General features: G+C 61.2%; 13 protein-coding genes. 8 read left to right on the forward strand and 5 right to left on the reverse strand.

Annotated elements, in window-relative coordinates; genetic code table 11:
- Nucleotides 1-24 precede the first annotated feature (24 nt).
- The 3 genes from AC0IXS_RS14535 to AC0IXS_RS14545 all read left to right on the forward strand — a co-directional run bounded on the left by AC0IXS_RS14535 (nucleotide 25) and on the right by AC0IXS_RS14545 (nucleotide 3,431).
- Nucleotides 25-951 (forward strand): choline ABC transporter substrate-binding protein, encoded by a 927-nt coding sequence (locus AC0IXS_RS14535; protein ID WP_122667974.1) that lies wholly within the window; start codon nucleotides 25-27, stop codon nucleotides 949-951.
- A 157-nt stretch (nucleotides 952-1,108) separates the two neighbouring features.
- Nucleotides 1,109-1,426 carry a hypothetical protein gene (locus AC0IXS_RS14540; protein ID WP_122667975.1) on the forward strand — a complete coding sequence of 106 codons (318 nt, stop codon included), beginning with the start codon at nucleotides 1,109-1,111 and terminating at the stop codon, nucleotides 1,424-1,426.
- A 436-nt stretch (nucleotides 1,427-1,862) separates the two neighbouring features.
- Nucleotides 1,863-3,431, forward strand: coding sequence for a SulP family inorganic anion transporter (locus AC0IXS_RS14545; RefSeq protein ID WP_096767815.1), 1,569 nt, complete (start codon nucleotides 1,863-1,865; stop codon nucleotides 3,429-3,431).
- A gap of 30 nt (nucleotides 3,432-3,461) precedes the next feature.
- Here AC0IXS_RS14545 and aroE read toward each other — a convergent pair whose 3' ends face one another.
- Together aroE and hemF are read right to left on the reverse strand one after the other, a co-directional pair.
- A complete protein-coding gene (gene aroE, locus AC0IXS_RS14550) occupies nucleotides 3,462-4,283 on the reverse strand; it encodes a shikimate dehydrogenase (protein WP_122667977.1) in 822 nt (273 codons plus the stop codon).
- Between the two features lie 241 nt (nucleotides 4,284-4,524).
- Entirely contained in the window at nucleotides 4,525-5,439 is a 915-nt protein-coding gene (gene hemF / locus AC0IXS_RS14555) for an oxygen-dependent coproporphyrinogen oxidase (protein ID WP_025996505.1), read from the reverse strand.
- 168 nt (nucleotides 5,440-5,607) lie between these two features.
- Between hemF and AC0IXS_RS14560 the strand changes: the two genes are divergently transcribed.
- The gene (locus AC0IXS_RS14560; RefSeq protein ID WP_088234251.1) at nucleotides 5,608-6,585 is read left to right on the forward strand and encodes an NADPH:quinone reductase; all 978 of its coding nucleotides are present in this window, start codon (nucleotides 5,608-5,610) and stop codon (nucleotides 6,583-6,585) included.
- A 24-nt stretch (nucleotides 6,586-6,609) separates the two neighbouring features.
- On the opposite strand, the gene tsaC is transcribed toward AC0IXS_RS14560, so the two are convergent.
- From tsaC to AC0IXS_RS14575, 3 genes are all read right to left on the reverse strand, one after another.
- Nucleotides 6,610-7,167 (reverse strand): L-threonylcarbamoyladenylate synthase type 1 TsaC, encoded by a 558-nt coding sequence (tsaC, locus tag AC0IXS_RS14565; RefSeq protein WP_004882479.1) that lies wholly within the window; start codon nucleotides 7,165-7,167, stop codon nucleotides 6,610-6,612.
- A gap of 37 nt (nucleotides 7,168-7,204) precedes the next feature.
- Nucleotides 7,205-8,317: a DNA-processing protein DprA gene (gene dprA, locus AC0IXS_RS14570; protein WP_088236338.1), complete on the reverse strand. Its 1,113-nt coding sequence runs from the start codon at nucleotides 8,315-8,317 to the stop codon at nucleotides 7,205-7,207.
- A gap of 123 nt (nucleotides 8,318-8,440) precedes the next feature.
- The gene (locus AC0IXS_RS14575) at nucleotides 8,441-9,466 is read right to left on the reverse strand and encodes a LysM peptidoglycan-binding domain-containing protein (protein WP_122436749.1); all 1,026 of its coding nucleotides are present in this window, start codon (nucleotides 9,464-9,466) and stop codon (nucleotides 8,441-8,443) included.
- Nucleotides 9,467-9,589: 123 nt separating this feature from the next.
- Between AC0IXS_RS14575 and def the strand changes: the two genes are divergently transcribed.
- The 4 genes from def (at nucleotide 9,590) to trkA (ending at nucleotide 13,830) form a co-directional block, all read left to right on the forward strand.
- A complete protein-coding gene (gene def, locus AC0IXS_RS14580) occupies nucleotides 9,590-10,096 on the forward strand; it encodes a peptide deformylase (RefSeq protein WP_004882476.1) in 507 nt (168 codons plus the stop codon).
- 62 nt (nucleotides 10,097-10,158) lie between these two features.
- On the forward strand, nucleotides 10,159-11,103 hold the full coding sequence (fmt, locus tag AC0IXS_RS14585; protein ID WP_191953890.1) for a methionyl-tRNA formyltransferase: 945 nt from the start codon (nucleotides 10,159-10,161) through the stop codon (nucleotides 11,101-11,103).
- Entirely contained in the window at nucleotides 11,100-12,410 is a 1,311-nt protein-coding gene (rsmB, locus tag AC0IXS_RS14590; protein ID WP_122667979.1) for a 16S rRNA (cytosine(967)-C(5))-methyltransferase RsmB, read from the forward strand. The genes fmt and rsmB overlap by 4 nt, the downstream gene beginning before the upstream one ends.
- A 46-nt stretch (nucleotides 12,411-12,456) precedes the next feature.
- On the forward strand, nucleotides 12,457-13,830 hold the full coding sequence (gene trkA, locus AC0IXS_RS14595; RefSeq protein ID WP_004882473.1) for a Trk system potassium transporter TrkA: 1,374 nt from the start codon (nucleotides 12,457-12,459) through the stop codon (nucleotides 13,828-13,830).
- The last annotated feature ends 197 nt before the right edge of the window (nucleotides 13,831-14,027 follow it).

A 14,027-nucleotide genomic window follows, 5' to 3' on the forward strand; every position in this document is an offset into this window, starting at 1 on the left:
AAAAAACCAAAAGGGGTAAACCGAATGAGAAAGCTATTCACCGCACTGGCGGTCAGTGTCATGACGTTGGGCAGTGTCGCGGCTCACGCTGCGGAGACGAGTTGCAGCACGGTCCGAATGGCCGATCCGGGCTGGAGCGACATCGCAGCAACGAACGCAATTACCAGCGTTGTGCTTGAAGGACTGGGCTACAAGACCAAGATCGACACCCTGGCGGTGCCGATTGCCTACGGTGGCCTGAAAGACGGGCAGCTGGATGTGTTTCTCGGCAACTGGATGCCGGCGCAGCAGGGCTTCTACGACAAATTCGTGGCCACCGGTGACGTCACGCAACTGGCGAAAAACCTGGAAGGCACCGAATTTACCCTGGCCGTGCCTGACTACGTCTGGGACGCGGGTGTGCACACCTTTGCCGACCTGAACAAATTCGCCGACAAGTTCAGCAAAAAGATTTACGGCATCGGCTCCGGCGCGCCCGCCAACCTGTCGTTGCAGGAAATCATCAAGAAGAACGAGTTCGATCTGGGTGGCTGGAAGCTGGTGGAATCCAGCGAGCAGGCAATGCTGGCCGAGGTCAATCGCAACGTGAAGCGTAAGTCCTTCGTGGTGTTCCTGGGCTGGACGCCACACCCGATGAACGTGCAGATCAAGGGCATGCATTACCTCAAGGGCGGCGAGAAATACTTCGGTGACACCGGCTCGGTCTTCACCCTGACCCGCAAAGGCTACGCCGAAGCCTGCCCGAACGTGGGCAAGCTGCTGACCAACCTGAGCTTCACCCTGGACATGGAAAACACCATCATGGCCGATGTGGTGAACAAGAAGGTCAGCAATAACCAGGCCGCCACGGCGTGGATCAAGGCCAACCCGGCGGTGCTGGAGAAATGGCTGGATGGGGTGAAAACCATCGACGATAAGGAAGGGTTGGCAGCGGTGAAGGCGAAGCTTTAAGCAGGCGTTTTCGCTGAGCCATAAGGCGGGCAGCGGCAGATTAAGTTTTCCTCACGTTTCTTAAGCGTGCGCGGGTACGTGCTAAACACGGTCGTCGCTGTATGCCATGAACGCTCATGGGCCGTGCAGTACTTACCTGCAGAACTGGAGAATACTGATGAATAAATTACTGATGTCGCTGTCGCTGGCGTTTGTCCTCAGTACGACTTTTGCCTCGGCGGCGGGCTGGCCACCAGAGACCGGGGCCAAGGTGCCGGGCAACGCGCTGGAAGTCCCGACCAAGCTGGAGGCGACCGACGTTTCGCTGGAGAAGATGCTCAATGACGGCGCCCACGTGGTTTCTTCATACGTTGCGCAGGACGGCCCGGTGGTGACGGTGCTCAACAAGAAACACTATGCCATCTGCATGCTCAAAGGCGCCGGAATGGGCTCGGACCAGAACGTCGCGACGTCGAAGTGTTATGTGATGAATTAGGGTGTGGCAGTTGCTACCCGTCCACGGTTTATGAAACGTAGGAGCGGACCGGGCGGCGTTCCGCTTGTCCGCGAAGAGGCCGGTACATCCGACGCATATGCAGTGGCTGAAATACTGCATTCGCGGACAAGTCCGCTCTTATCAAACAACCTCTAAGCCACTGAAGAAACTGGATTTTGTGGGAGCGGACTTGTCCGCGAAAGGCCAGTACATCCGACGCATATGCGGTGGCTGAAATACTGCATTCGCGGACAAGCGGAACGCCGCCCGGTCCGCTCCCACCTAGTTTGCTGCGCGACAGCGATACGTCGAAGACCTGGTGAGGCATCCCACAGGCTACGCGGTCATGCACTGAAAACGAACACAGGATATGGGCACAACCGGGTGCAGCCACAGACGTGTAATCTGACGGCAACCCACCAATCACGAGGGACCGATGCGCTGGCTCAACCGCCATAAATTCCTGCCTTTTCTGGCCTGGCTTCCTCAGCAGACCCGCGCCAGCGTCGGACGTGACGCGCTGGTGGGCTTGAGTGGTGCCATTCTGGCCCTGCCGCAATCCATCGCCTACGCGCTGATCGCCGGGCTGCCTCCCGAATACGGTCTGTATGCCGCTATCGTTCCGGTGATCATCGCCTGCCTGTGGGGCTCTTCGTGGCACCTGATCTGCGGCCCGACCGCCGCCATCTCCATCGTGCTGTACGCCAGCGTCAGCCCGCTTGCGGTTCCGGCCAGTCAGGACTACATCACCCTGATCCTGTTGCTGACGTTCATTGCCGGGGTCTTCCAGTTGTTGCTTGGCATGGTGCGCTTTGGCGCGCTGGTGAATTTCGTCTCGCACTCCGTTGTGATCGGATTCACGCTGGGGGCTGCTGTCGTGATCGCGTTGGGGCAGATGCCCAATCTGATGGGCATCGACCTGCCTAGCCAGACCACAGCCCTCGACAGTCTCACAGCGCTGCTGGAACACCGGGGTGAGGTTGACACGGTGTCGCTCGCGCTGGGCCTGATGACGCTGACGCTGGGCATCGTGCTGAAATCGCTGGTGCCACGCTGGCCCACGCTGTTGATCGCGCTGGTCGCGAGCAGCCTGCTGGTCTGGTTGTGGCCTGCAATGTTCGGCCACGTCAGGCTGGTCAGCGCCTTTGCCGGAAGCCTGTCACCCTTCGCCCCTCTGCCGCTGGATGCCGAGTTGATCCTCAAACTGCTGCCGACGGCCGTGGCAGTCGGCATGCTCGGGCTGGTCAATAGCCTGTCGATTGCCCGCTCGCTGTCGACGCGCTCGCAACAGATGCTCAACGCCAACCAGGAAGTTCGGGCACAGGGTCTGTCGAACATGATCGGTCCGCTGTTCTCGGGCTATCTGTCGGCAGGCTCGTTCACCCGCGCGGCACTCAACTACGAAGCCGGTGCCCGCTCGCCTTTGGCCGGAGTGTTTTCAGCGTTGTGGGTCGCGTTGTTTGCGGTTGCCGGAGCCTCAGTGATCGCGCATATCCCGATCCCCAGCATGGCGGCGTCCATTCTGCTGATCTGCTGGGGACTGATTGATCGTCGTGGCATCACCGCGTTGTTCCGGGTCAGCCGCTCGGAGTTTTTCGTGATGGCGCTGACCTGTCTGGCCACGTTGCTGTTGGAGCTGCAGACCGCGATTTATGCGGGCGTGCTGGCGTCGCTATTCTTCTACCTCAAACGCACTTCACAACCTCGCGTGCAGCAACTGCGTGAAGGTGACGAGGACATTCTGCGGGTCGGCGGCTCAATCTTCTTCGGTGCCAGCCACTACCTGCAGACCCGCCTGCAACGCACCCAGGGTCAGCGCGTGGTGATCGAAGCGCAACAGATCAACTTCATCGATTACTCGGGCGTTGAAATGCTGCATCAGGAAGCGCGTCGACTGAACAGACAGGGCAGGGCGCTGGTGCTGCGCCACGCAAGACCGCAAGTGATCGAGGAACTGCACAAGCTGGAAGGGGCTGATCAATGCCCGATTGTGTTTGAGGATTGAAGTCGATCAGTGTCGGGATCATTACGTGCGTCAGCTCGCCAACTGCCTGCGCAACTCAGCCAGCACCGGCGCTGAATCCGGACGGACACCGCGCCATAGCAGAAAGGCTTCGGCAGCCTGTTCGACGAGCATCCCCAGGCCATCGACCGACTGCGCAGCGCCCTGCTCAGTGGCCCAGCGGCAGAATGCCGTAGGCTCCTTGCCGTACATCATGTCGTAGCAGAAGGTCTTGCCCGACTCGATCAGGCTGGGCGAGATCGGCGGCAATTCACCGGCAAGGCTGGCGGAGGTGGCGTTGATGATCACGTCCACGGACTCCTGAAGCCAGTCGAAACTGCTGGCAAACACCGGGCCCAGGTCCGCGAATTCCTGAGCCAGTCTTTCGGCTTTTTCCACCGTGCGATTGGCGATTACCAGCGCCAGCGGCTGTTGTGCAAGCAACGGTTCAAGCGCGCCACGGACGGCCCCCCCCGCGCCCAGCAGCAGAATGCGCTGCCCGCGAAGACTGACGCCGCAATTGATGGTCAGATCCCGCACCAGACCGGCGCCGTCAGTGTTGTCCCCCAGCACGGAGCCGTCATCCCGCTTGCTCAGCGTATTGACCGCACCTGCGCGCTGGGCACGCTCGGTCAGACGGTCGGCAAGGCGAAAGGCTTCTTCCTTGAACGGCACCGTGACATTGGCGCCACGTCCCTGCTGAAAAAAAGCCTGGGCAAACGCAGTGAAATCGTCCAGCGGTGCGAGCGACGCCTGATAGTCAAGCGCCTGCCCGGTCTGCTCGGCAAACAGACGATGAATCAGCGGCGACTTGCTGTGGCCGATGGGATTACCGAAGACGACGTACTGATCCATTGGAGTTCCTGTTGATGTATCGCAGCGCTCGGTCTGGCAAACGACGTTCAGCCTGCTGAAGAAACGCTGTCTGACGTGGGAGGCGGCTTGCCGGCGAAGGCGTCGTGTCAGTCACTGAAGGGGCGCCTGAAGATTGCATCGCCGGCAAGCCGCCTCACACATTTTCTGTTTGCTGCCAGACACCGCTATGTCAGAGAAAAAGAGGCATATTCCACAGTCTTTCACTCACTGCACTATGCAATCACTCGTCGGCCAGCCAGTCCCGATCCGTCAGGAAGTACTCGGTCAGGCGGGCCTCTTCGCTGCCCGGCGCGGCTTTCCAGTCGTAGCCCCAGCGCACTTGCGGCGGCAACGACATCAGGATTGACTCGGTACGACCGCCGGATTGCAGACCGAACAGCGTGCCGCGGTCGTACACCAGGTTGAATTCCACATAGCGCCCACGGCGGAACTCCTGAAACTCACGCTGCTGCACGGTGTAGGCATTGGCCTTGCGGCGACGCACGATCGGCAGATAGGCGTTGATGAACGCATCGCCAATCGCCCGGATGAACGCAAAGCTGGTGTCGAAATCCCACTGGTTCACATCATCGAAGAACAGACCGCCAATCCCGCGCGGTTCATCGCGGTGCTTGAGGTGGAAGTAGCTGTCGCACCAGGCCTTGTAGCGCGGGTAGACGTCTTCGCCAAACGGCGCACAGGCCCGCTCGGCAACCCGGTGCCAGTGAATGCAGTCTTCTTCGACGCCGTAGTAGGGCGTCAGGTCGAAGCCGCCACCGAACCACCAGACCGCCTCTTCGCCTTCTTTCTCGGCGATGAAAAATCGTACGTTGGCGTGCGACGTCGGCACATGCGGATTGTGCGGATGGATGACCAGCGACACCCCCAAGGCCTCGAAACCACGCCCGGCCAGTTCGGGACGATGCGCGCTCGCCGAAGGCGGCAGGTTGCTGCCGAACACGTGGGAAAAATTCACGCCGCCTTTCTCGATGACCGCGCCGTTCTCGACCACCCGCGTACGGCCACCGCCGCCTGCCGGGCGAGTCCATGCGTCTTCAACGAAGTGCGCGTTGCCATCTTCCTGCTCAAGCGCAGTACAGATGCGATCCTGCAGGTCGAGCAGGTAAGCCTTCACGGCCTCGGTACGGGTACTCATGGCGATCCCTTACGGCTGACTTCAAACGGCTGAGCCCATGGAACACAAGCGGCGCAGGCAAATTGGCGCGTAGCATACCATCGGCGGGCGGGCGTGGCAGTTGACGAGGGTCTGGGGAAGGAGTTGGATAGGCGCTTTGCAGTCAGTTTAATCATCATGGAGAGAACAATGGCAAAGCGTATCCAGTTCAGCACCGTCGGAGGACCCGAGGTACTTGAATACATCGACTTCGAGCCCGAAGCGCTCGGTCCGAAGGAAGTGCTTGTGCGCAACAAGGCCATCGGCCTGAACTTCATTGATACCTACTACCGCAGTGGTCTGTACCCCGCGCCCGAATTGCCATCCGGCTTGGGCACCGAAGGGGCAGGCGTGGTCGAGGCCGTGGGCGATGAAGTGACGCGCTTTGCGGTCGGTGACCGGGTTGCCTACGGCACCGGACCGCTCGGCAGTTACAGCGATGTTCATGCGCTGCCTGAAGCCAATCTGGTGAAGCTGCCCGACGCGATCAGCTTCGAACAGGCCGCCGCCGTGATACTCAAGGGACTGACCGTTCAATACCTGCTGCGCCAGACGTATCAGGTCAAACCGGGCGAGATCATTCTGTTCCATGCAGCCGCTGGCGGCGTGGGCTCGCTGGCCTGCCAGTGGGCCAAGGCGCTGGGCGCAAAACTGATCGGCACCGTCAGCACGCCGGAGAAAGCAGCGCACGCCAAAGCGCTGGGCGCCTGGGAAACCATTGATTACAGTCATGAAGACGTTGCCAAACGGGTACTGGAACTGACCGATGGCCAGAAATGCCCGGTGGTCTACGACGGCGTAGGCAAGGACACCTGGCTGACGTCGCTGGATTGCGTCGCACCGCGCGGTCTGATGGTGAGCTTCGGCAATGCCTCGGGAGCGGTCTCCGGGGTGAACCTGGGCATCCTCTCGCAGAAGGGCTCGCTCTACGTCACGCGCCCGACGCTGGGAAGCTACGCCAACAACGCGCAAAACCTCCAGACCATGGCCGACGAACTGTTCGACATGCTCGCCAGCGGCAAACTGAAGGTTGGCGAGATCAAGCAGTACGCGCTTGCTGATGCGGCCCAGGCGCACATTGAGCTGTCTGCCCGTCGCACCACGGGATCGACCATTCTGATCCCGTGAAGCGTGCCTCCGTTCGCGCCTGGCTCAGCCTGCGCGAACGACCTGCGCTGTCGCAATATCGCGAATCACGCTGGGGTTTCGGCGGCCGCCCAGGCTGCCGCCGAGCACCAGATCGATCTGGCCACGGAAATACTGCTCAACGCGCAGCCGCGACTTGGCAGCAGGCCTACCCGCAGGGTTGGCGGACGTGGAGATCAACGGACCGACCAGCGCACACAGCTCACGCACCGTAGGGTGATCCGTCACGCGCAAGGCGACAGTCTCATGAATACCAGTGATCCACTCCGGCAACAGATTCTGATGGGGAACCAGCCAGGTGTTGGGGCCGGGCCAGGTGCTGGCCATACGGTCCAGCCACAGCTCGGGAAAGTCCTCGAACAGAAAGTCGAACTGGCGAATGTTGTCGGCGATCAGAATCAGGCCTTTTTCCACAGGCCGTGACTTGATTGCCAGCAGGCGATAGACCGCCTCTTCGTCCCACGGGTCGCACCCCAGCCCCCAGACAGCTTCGGTCGGGTAGGCGATGACCGCTCCGGCTCGAATATCACGAGCGGCTTGTTGCACACGCCAACTGCTGACCATTGTCATCTCTCCACGAAATCCTGGCGGCAGTTTAACCTCAGGGCGCTCTGGCGAACCATCGTCCGGCTTCACTGCTGATCCGTCCATCGAGTTCCAGCTCGGTCAGGGCTGCCAGCACCTTGGGCAGCGGCCAACCGATCGATACCGATAAGCCTTCGCTGGTGTGAGGAGCCGCATGCAGCAAATCGAGCAGGGGATGATCGCAAACGGGGAGCGAGGCAGACTCAGCGGTGTCGGGTGCGGTCACATGCCAGTGCTGCAAGCCTTCCAGAATGTGATCGACCGTTTCGACCAGTGTCGCGCCATCCCGAATCAACTGGTGACAGCCTTTGGCACCTGGGTGATGGATCGAGCCCGGAATCGCATAAACCTCGCGTCCATGTTCCGCCGCAAGACGTGCCGTGATCAGCGAGCCGCTGGCGACACTGGCTTCGACAACCAGCACGCCAAGGGACAAGCCGCTGATGATCCGGTTGCGCCTCGGAAAGTTGCTGGGCTGCGGTCCCGCGTCCAACGGGAACTCGGAAATCACCGCGCCGCCCTGCGCGGCCATCTGCGCGGCGAGTGTCCGATGCTGCTGTGGATAAAGTTTTTCGAGTCCCGTGCCCAGGACGCCGATTGTAAGGCCTCCGACATCCAGCGCGCCCTGATGCGCGGCACCGTCGATGCCACGTGCCAGACCGCTGGTGATCACAAAACCGGCGCCGGCCAGACTTCGGGCAAACGCGGCGGCGGTGTCCAGCCCTGGTCTGGACGCGCGCCGACTGCCGACCATTCCCAACTGCGGGCGATCAAGGATCGAAGGGTCTCCAACAATGAACAGCAGAGGCGGTGGATCAGCGATCTGCGCCAGCAGGGCGGGGTAGCCAGGGTCGTCCCACATCAGTAAATGCTGGCCGGGACGCTCCAGCCAGGCCAATGCAGCGCTTGCACCGTCGCGTACCGACGGGTCGCGGCGAGCCTCTGCGCTGGCGGTAGGAAGACCCAGTGCCCGCCATGCGCTGGCCGGTGCAGCGAGTGCCGCTGAAGCACTGCCGAAGGCATCAATGAGGCGGGAGAAGCGTTTCAGCCCGACCTCTGGCAAGCGATGCAAGCGAAGACGCGCTTCCAGTTCCGAAGGAGACGGAACGGCTTTTTCGAACAGCGGCATGAGATCGTCCTTGATCAATTGTGCACCTCAAGCAGTGCACAAACCTGTGGATAACTCTGTTGACAACAATTTGATAAGTGAGCGCCTCTCAGGAAAATTCCGTATCAAAACTGCAACATGGCGCTATGGGTTACGGACCTTGTCCATAATGGCCAAAGATCGGTTTGCGTGCAGGACCAAGGCGTAACTAAGCTTGTCGTAGGTGCGGAACACCATCAGCAGCCCCGACCGCTCGTCCGGGATCTTCACCGACTCGCCGGTTACCCGGTCACGTACCTTTTCGCCGGTCTTGTAGATCGCCAGCACGTTGCCTTCGGTCAGACCGTCGCGCCGCCCTCGGTTCAGCGTGACCACATCCATGACGCCAATCTGGGTCACGCCGCGAGGCACATCCAGAATCAATCCTTCAACAGGAGTCTGTGGAGCGCTGGGCATGAAAGTCGAGTTGATCGCGCGCTCTTCGCTGGCAAACAGGCGGTCGCCCAGCCTCACTTCCTGCGTCGAGCGCTGAAGCATCAGAGTGGAGACATCGCCCTCGGTGGCCACGACTTCGCCGCCGCCGATGTCGTCGGCGTTGATGCCCAGCACCTCGTCAGTGTCCGGGTCGGTGTAGACCTTGCCCTGACGGAAAATGCCGTAAACGGTATGGGCCGGATCCAGCGTGCCGCGTGCGTAAACCCGGTCGCCACTGCCGCTGAGCACGCGCTCGGCGTTACCGGCAACAATGTAAGGGGCCTGCTGGAATTGCTCGGCGTTGTCGACGATCCGGTTGCTGATCAAAAAGGCGTTGATAGCGCCCAGCGGGATGCTGGGGATCGCTTCGACCACGGGCGTGCTGCGCACACGCGGTGACAATTTGATCGTGCCGCGGGATTCCCCCCGGTTCAGCGTCACACGTGGCTGGCCATCAACGTAGGAGAGCGACAGCGTGTCGCCCGGATAGATCAGGTCGGGGTCACGCACCTGCGGGTTGGCGCGCCAGATCTCACGCCATTTCCACGGTTCACGCAAAAACTTGCCGGAAATATCCCAGAGCGTATCGCCTGTGGCGACGGTATAACTCTGCGGATGGCCTTCCCTGAGTTGCACCTGCGCCTGGACAAGACCGCTGGCGGTCAACAGCAGCAAGGCGAGTAGTGATTTCCTCATGCGGTGAATCCCTTTATCATGTTGCCTCGCGTGAACAATAGAGTCCCATCATGGGCTGCCCGCTTTGACGTCCGAGCCCGCAGCCGACATTGACTTTACCTTAACAGTGCAGCTCTTACGTATATGGCTATTTTAAACATCCTCGAATTTCCCGATTCGCGCCTGCGCACCATCGCCAAACCTGTGGCGATAGTAGACGACGGCATTCGCCAGTTGGTCGACGACATGTTTGAAACCATGTACGAAGCGCCAGGCATCGGGCTGGCAGCGACCCAGGTCAACGTCCACAAGCGTGTGGTCGTCATGGACCTGAGCGAAGATCGCAGCGAACCCCGCGTGTTCATCAACCCTGAAATCGAAATGCTGACCGATGAAATGGATCAGTATCAGGAAGGCTGCCTGTCGGTGCCCGGTTTCTACGAGAACGTCGACCGTCCGCAGAAGGTTCGCGTCAAGGCGCTGGGCCGCGATGGCGAGCCTTACGAACTGGTGGCTGAAGGTCTGTTGGCGATCTGCATTCAGCACGAGTGCGATCACCTGAACGGCAAGCTGTTCGTCGACTACCTCTCCAACCTCAAGCGTGACCGGATCAAGAAGAAGCTGGAAAAGCAGCACAAGCTCAACGCCTGATCCGTCATCACCCCGAAAAGGCCTGTCGAAGGCCTTTTTCTTTTTTCAGAACGAGAAAGTCCATGACTGAGCCACTGCGCATCGTCTTCGCCGGCACTCCGGAATTCGCCGCCGAACACCTCAAGGCCCTGCTCGACAGCCCTCATCGGATCGTTGCGGTCTACACCCAGCCTGATCGCCCGGCCGGTCGCGGACAAAAACTGATGCCCAGCCCGGTCAAGCAGCTGGCGCTCGAGCACAACGTGCCCGTCATGCAGCCACCGACGCTGCGAGCCCCCGAAGCTCAGGCAGAACTGGCGGCCCTCAAGCCGGACCTGATGGTGGTGGTCGCCTACGGCCTGATCCTGCCGCAGGTGGTGCTGGATATCCCGCGTCTGGGCTGCATCAACAGCCATGCTTCGCTGCTGCCACGCTGGCGCGGTGCCGCGCCTATCCAGCGCGCCGTTCAGGCGGGTGATGCCGAAAGTGGCGTGACGGTGATGCGCATGGAGGCCGGTCTCGACACAGGCCCCATGCTGCTCAAGGCCGTCACGCCGATTACGGCGCAGGATACCGGCGGCACGCTGCATGATCGTCTGGCTGAGCTTGGCCCGCCTGCGGTGTTGCAAGCCATTGCCGGTCTGGCAGACGGTTCGCTGATCGGCGAGGTTCAGGACGACAGCCTGGCCAACTACGCCCACAAACTGAACAAGGACGAAGCGCGTATCGACTGGACCCGTCCGGCCGATGAGCTGGAGCGTCTGGTGCGTGCATTCAATCCATGGCCGATCTGTCACAGCACGTTGAACAGCGAAGCGCTGAAAGTCCTGGCCGCCTATCTGGCCGAAGGGCAGGGCGCACCAGGCACGATTCTGAGCGCCAGCAAGGAAGGCCTGATCGTCGCCTGCGGCGAGAACGCCCTGCGCCTGACTCGCTTGCAACTGCCGGGCGGCAAGCCGTTGAGCTTCACGGATCTGTTCAACAGCCGTCGCGAGAAATTCGCCGTTGGCACGGTGCTGGGTCAATGAACCCGCGTCTGGCCGCCGCCAAGGCTCTGGCTGCCGTACTCAGCGGCAAGGCATCGCTCAACAGCTCGCTGCCCACCCAACTGGACAAGGTCGAGTTGCGTGATCGCGGCCTGACTCAGGATCTGGCATTCGGCACCGCACGCTGGCAGCCACGTCTGTCGGCGCTCGCGGCCAAACTGCTGCAAAAGCCGTTCAAGGCTGCCGACGCTGACGTCGAAGCCTTGCTGCTGGTCGGCCTGTATCAACTGTTCTACAGCCGCATACCTGCTCATGCCGCCATTGGCGAAACCGTGGGCTGCGCCGACAAGCTGAAAAAGCCATGGGCCAAAGGTCTGCTCAACGCGGTATTGCGCAACGCCCAGCGCGAAGGCGAGGCGCTGCTGATCGAGCTGGAACACGATCCCGTCGTCCGCACCGCTCACCCGCGCTGGCTGCAGAAAGCCCTCAAAGCGGCATGGCCCGAGCACTGGGAAGCAATCTGCGCCGCCAACAATGCGCATCCGCCGATGATCCTGCGCGTCAATCGTCGCCACCACAGCCGCGATCAATACCTTGAGTTGTTGAAGGCAGCAGGCCTTGAAGCCAGCGCCTGCACGTTCAGTCAGGACGGCATCGTGCTGGCCGAGCCCTGTGATGTGCGTTCACTGCCCGGTTTTGCCGAAGGCTGGATCAGCGTTCAGGACGAAGCAGCGCAACTGGCCGCCGACCTGCTGGAACTCGCGCCCGGCCAACGCGTGCTCGACGCCTGCTGTGCTCCGGGCGGCAAAACCTGTCACCTGCTGGAAGTCCAGCCGCAGTTGAACGGCGTGGTCGCCGTAGATCTGGAGGCCAAGCGTCTGGTGCGTGTTCGCGAGAATCTCGACCGCCTCGGTCTGGATGCCGAATTGATCGCCGCCGATGCACGGGAAACCGCGCAGTGGTGGGACGGCAAGCCGTTCCAGCGCATCCTGCTAGACGCGCCCTGTTCGGCAACCGGCGTGATTCGTCGCCATCCGGACATCAAGTTGACGCGTCAGCCAGACGACATCGTCGCGCTCGCGACACTGCAAGGCGAGCTGCTAGACGCCCTGTGGCCTACGCTTGAGGTGGGCGGCATGCTGATCTACGCGACCTGCTCGACATTGCCAACGGAAAATACCGAAGTGGTCGAAGCCTTTCTGGCCCGTACTTCAGGGGCAAGGGAACTGGACATCGCCAGTGACGCGGGTATCAAGCAGCCGCATGGTCGCCAGTTGCTGGCCCAGCAGGGCGGTCATGATGGTTTCTACTACGCCAAACTGATCAAGATCGCCGCAACGCGGGCTTGAAGATGCAACGGGCAACAGTGCCCAGGAATTTCCACGGAGTGAACGGTTGAAAATCATCATCCTGGGTGCAGGTCAGGTCGGCGGCACGCTGGCCGAGCATTTGGCAGGCGAAGCCAACGACATTACCGTGGTCGACACGGACGGTGACCGGTTGCGCAACCTGGGCGACCGGCTGGACATTCGGACCGTGCAGGGCAAAGGCTCATATCCGGCCGTGTTGCGCCAGGCCGGGGCCGACGACGCCGACATGCTGGTTGCGGTGACCAGCAGTGATGAAGCCAACATGATTGCCTGTCAGGTCGCGTACACGCTGTTTCATACGCCGACCAAGATAGCCCGAGTGCGTGAAGCCGCGTACCTGACGCGCTCGGAACTGTTCGACAACAGCGCCATTCCGGTGGACGTGCTGATCAGCCCGGAGCAGGTGGTCACCAATTACATCAAGCGCCTGATCGAGTACCCCGGCGCCCTGCAAGTGATCGACTTTGCCGGGGGCAAGGCTCAGCTCGTCGCGGTCAAGGCGTACTACGGCGGGCCGCTGGTGGGCCAGCAACTGCGCCAGCTCAAGGCGCACATGCCCAATGTTGAAACCCGCGTCGCCGCCATTTTCCGCCGCGACCGTCCGATCCTGCCGCAGGGCGACACCGTGATCGAAGCCGATGACGAAGTATTCTTCGTTGCCGCCAAGGCTGACATTCGTGCGGTGATGGGCGAGATGCGCCGTCTGGACGAGAGCTACAAACGCATCGTGATCGCGGGCGGCGGCAACATCGGCGAGCGCCTGGCAGAGGCCATCGAGAGCCGCTATCAGGTCAAGATCATCGAGATGAACCCGGCACGCTGCCGTTACCTCTCGGAGAACCTGGACAACACAGTCGTGCTGCAGGGCAGCTCCTCGGATCGCGATCTGCTGATCGAGGAAAACATCGGCAACACCGACCTGTTTCTGGCCCTGACCAACGACGACGAAGCCAACATCATGTCATCGCTGCTCGCCAAACGGCTGGGCGCACGCAAGGTGATGACCCTGATCAACAACTCGGCGTATGTGGATCTGGTGCAAGGCGGGGAGATCGATGTCGCGGTCAGCCCGCAACTGGCAACCATCGGCACCCTGCTGGCCCACGTGCGACGCGGCGATATCGTCAGCGTCCACTCCCTGCGCCGGGGTGCAGCCGAAGCCATCGAGATCGTGGCCCACGGCGACTCGAAATCCAGCAAGGTCATCGGCCGCGCCATCAAGGACATCAACCTGCCGACCGGCACCATGATTGGCGCAATCATCCGCAACGAAGAGGTGCTTATCGCCCACGACATCACCGTGATCGAATCCGGCGATCAGGTGATCATGTTCCTTGTGGATAAAAAGTACATCCGCGACGTAGAGCGGCTGTTTCAGGTGGGGTTGAGCTTTTTCTGATCTGGCAGATATTTCGCTGCAGATGTCGCCGGGACGCGGAGCGTCCCAAGCTTCATTCCCACGCTGGAGCGTGAGGAACGATCACAAGCCTGAAGCACACCTATCGTGCCCATGCTCCGTGCTCATCGTTATACATACGTCCGCCTCAACACTGATCGTGCCCATCGCTCCGCGTGGGCATGCCGCCCGGGACGCTC

It is taken from the genome of Pseudomonas sp. AC016, assembly GCF_979253365.1.

Excerpts from the sequence above, each read along its gene's own strand:
- AC0IXS_RS14535 (WP_122667974.1), top strand. The coding sequence starts at position 25 with ATGAGAAAGCTATTCACCGCACTGGCGGTCAGTGTCATGACGTTGGGC.
- AC0IXS_RS14540 (WP_122667975.1), top strand. The coding sequence starts at position 1,109 with ATGAATAAATTACTGATGTCGCTGTCGCTGGCGTTTGTCCTCAGTACG.
- AC0IXS_RS14545 (WP_096767815.1), top strand. The coding sequence starts at position 1,863 with ATGCGCTGGCTCAACCGCCATAAATTCCTGCCTTTTCTGGCCTGGCTT.
- aroE (WP_122667977.1), bottom strand. The coding sequence starts at position 4,283 with ATGGATCAGTACGTCGTCTTCGGTAATCCCATCGGCCACAGCAAGTCG.
- hemF (WP_025996505.1), bottom strand. The coding sequence starts at position 5,439 with ATGAGTACCCGTACCGAGGCCGTGAAGGCTTACCTGCTCGACCTGCAG.
- AC0IXS_RS14560 (WP_088234251.1), top strand. The coding sequence starts at position 5,608 with ATGGCAAAGCGTATCCAGTTCAGCACCGTCGGAGGACCCGAGGTACTT.
- tsaC (WP_004882479.1), bottom strand. The coding sequence starts at position 7,167 with ATGGTCAGCAGTTGGCGTGTGCAACAAGCCGCTCGTGATATTCGAGCC.
- dprA (WP_088236338.1), bottom strand. The coding sequence starts at position 8,317 with ATGCCGCTGTTCGAAAAAGCCGTTCCGTCTCCTTCGGAACTGGAAGCG.
- AC0IXS_RS14575 (WP_122436749.1), bottom strand. The coding sequence starts at position 9,466 with ATGAGGAAATCACTACTCGCCTTGCTGCTGTTGACCGCCAGCGGTCTT.
- def (WP_004882476.1), top strand. The coding sequence starts at position 9,590 with ATGGCTATTTTAAACATCCTCGAATTTCCCGATTCGCGCCTGCGCACC.
- fmt (WP_191953890.1), top strand. The coding sequence starts at position 10,159 with ATGACTGAGCCACTGCGCATCGTCTTCGCCGGCACTCCGGAATTCGCC.
- rsmB (WP_122667979.1), top strand. The coding sequence starts at position 11,100 with ATGAACCCGCGTCTGGCCGCCGCCAAGGCTCTGGCTGCCGTACTCAGC.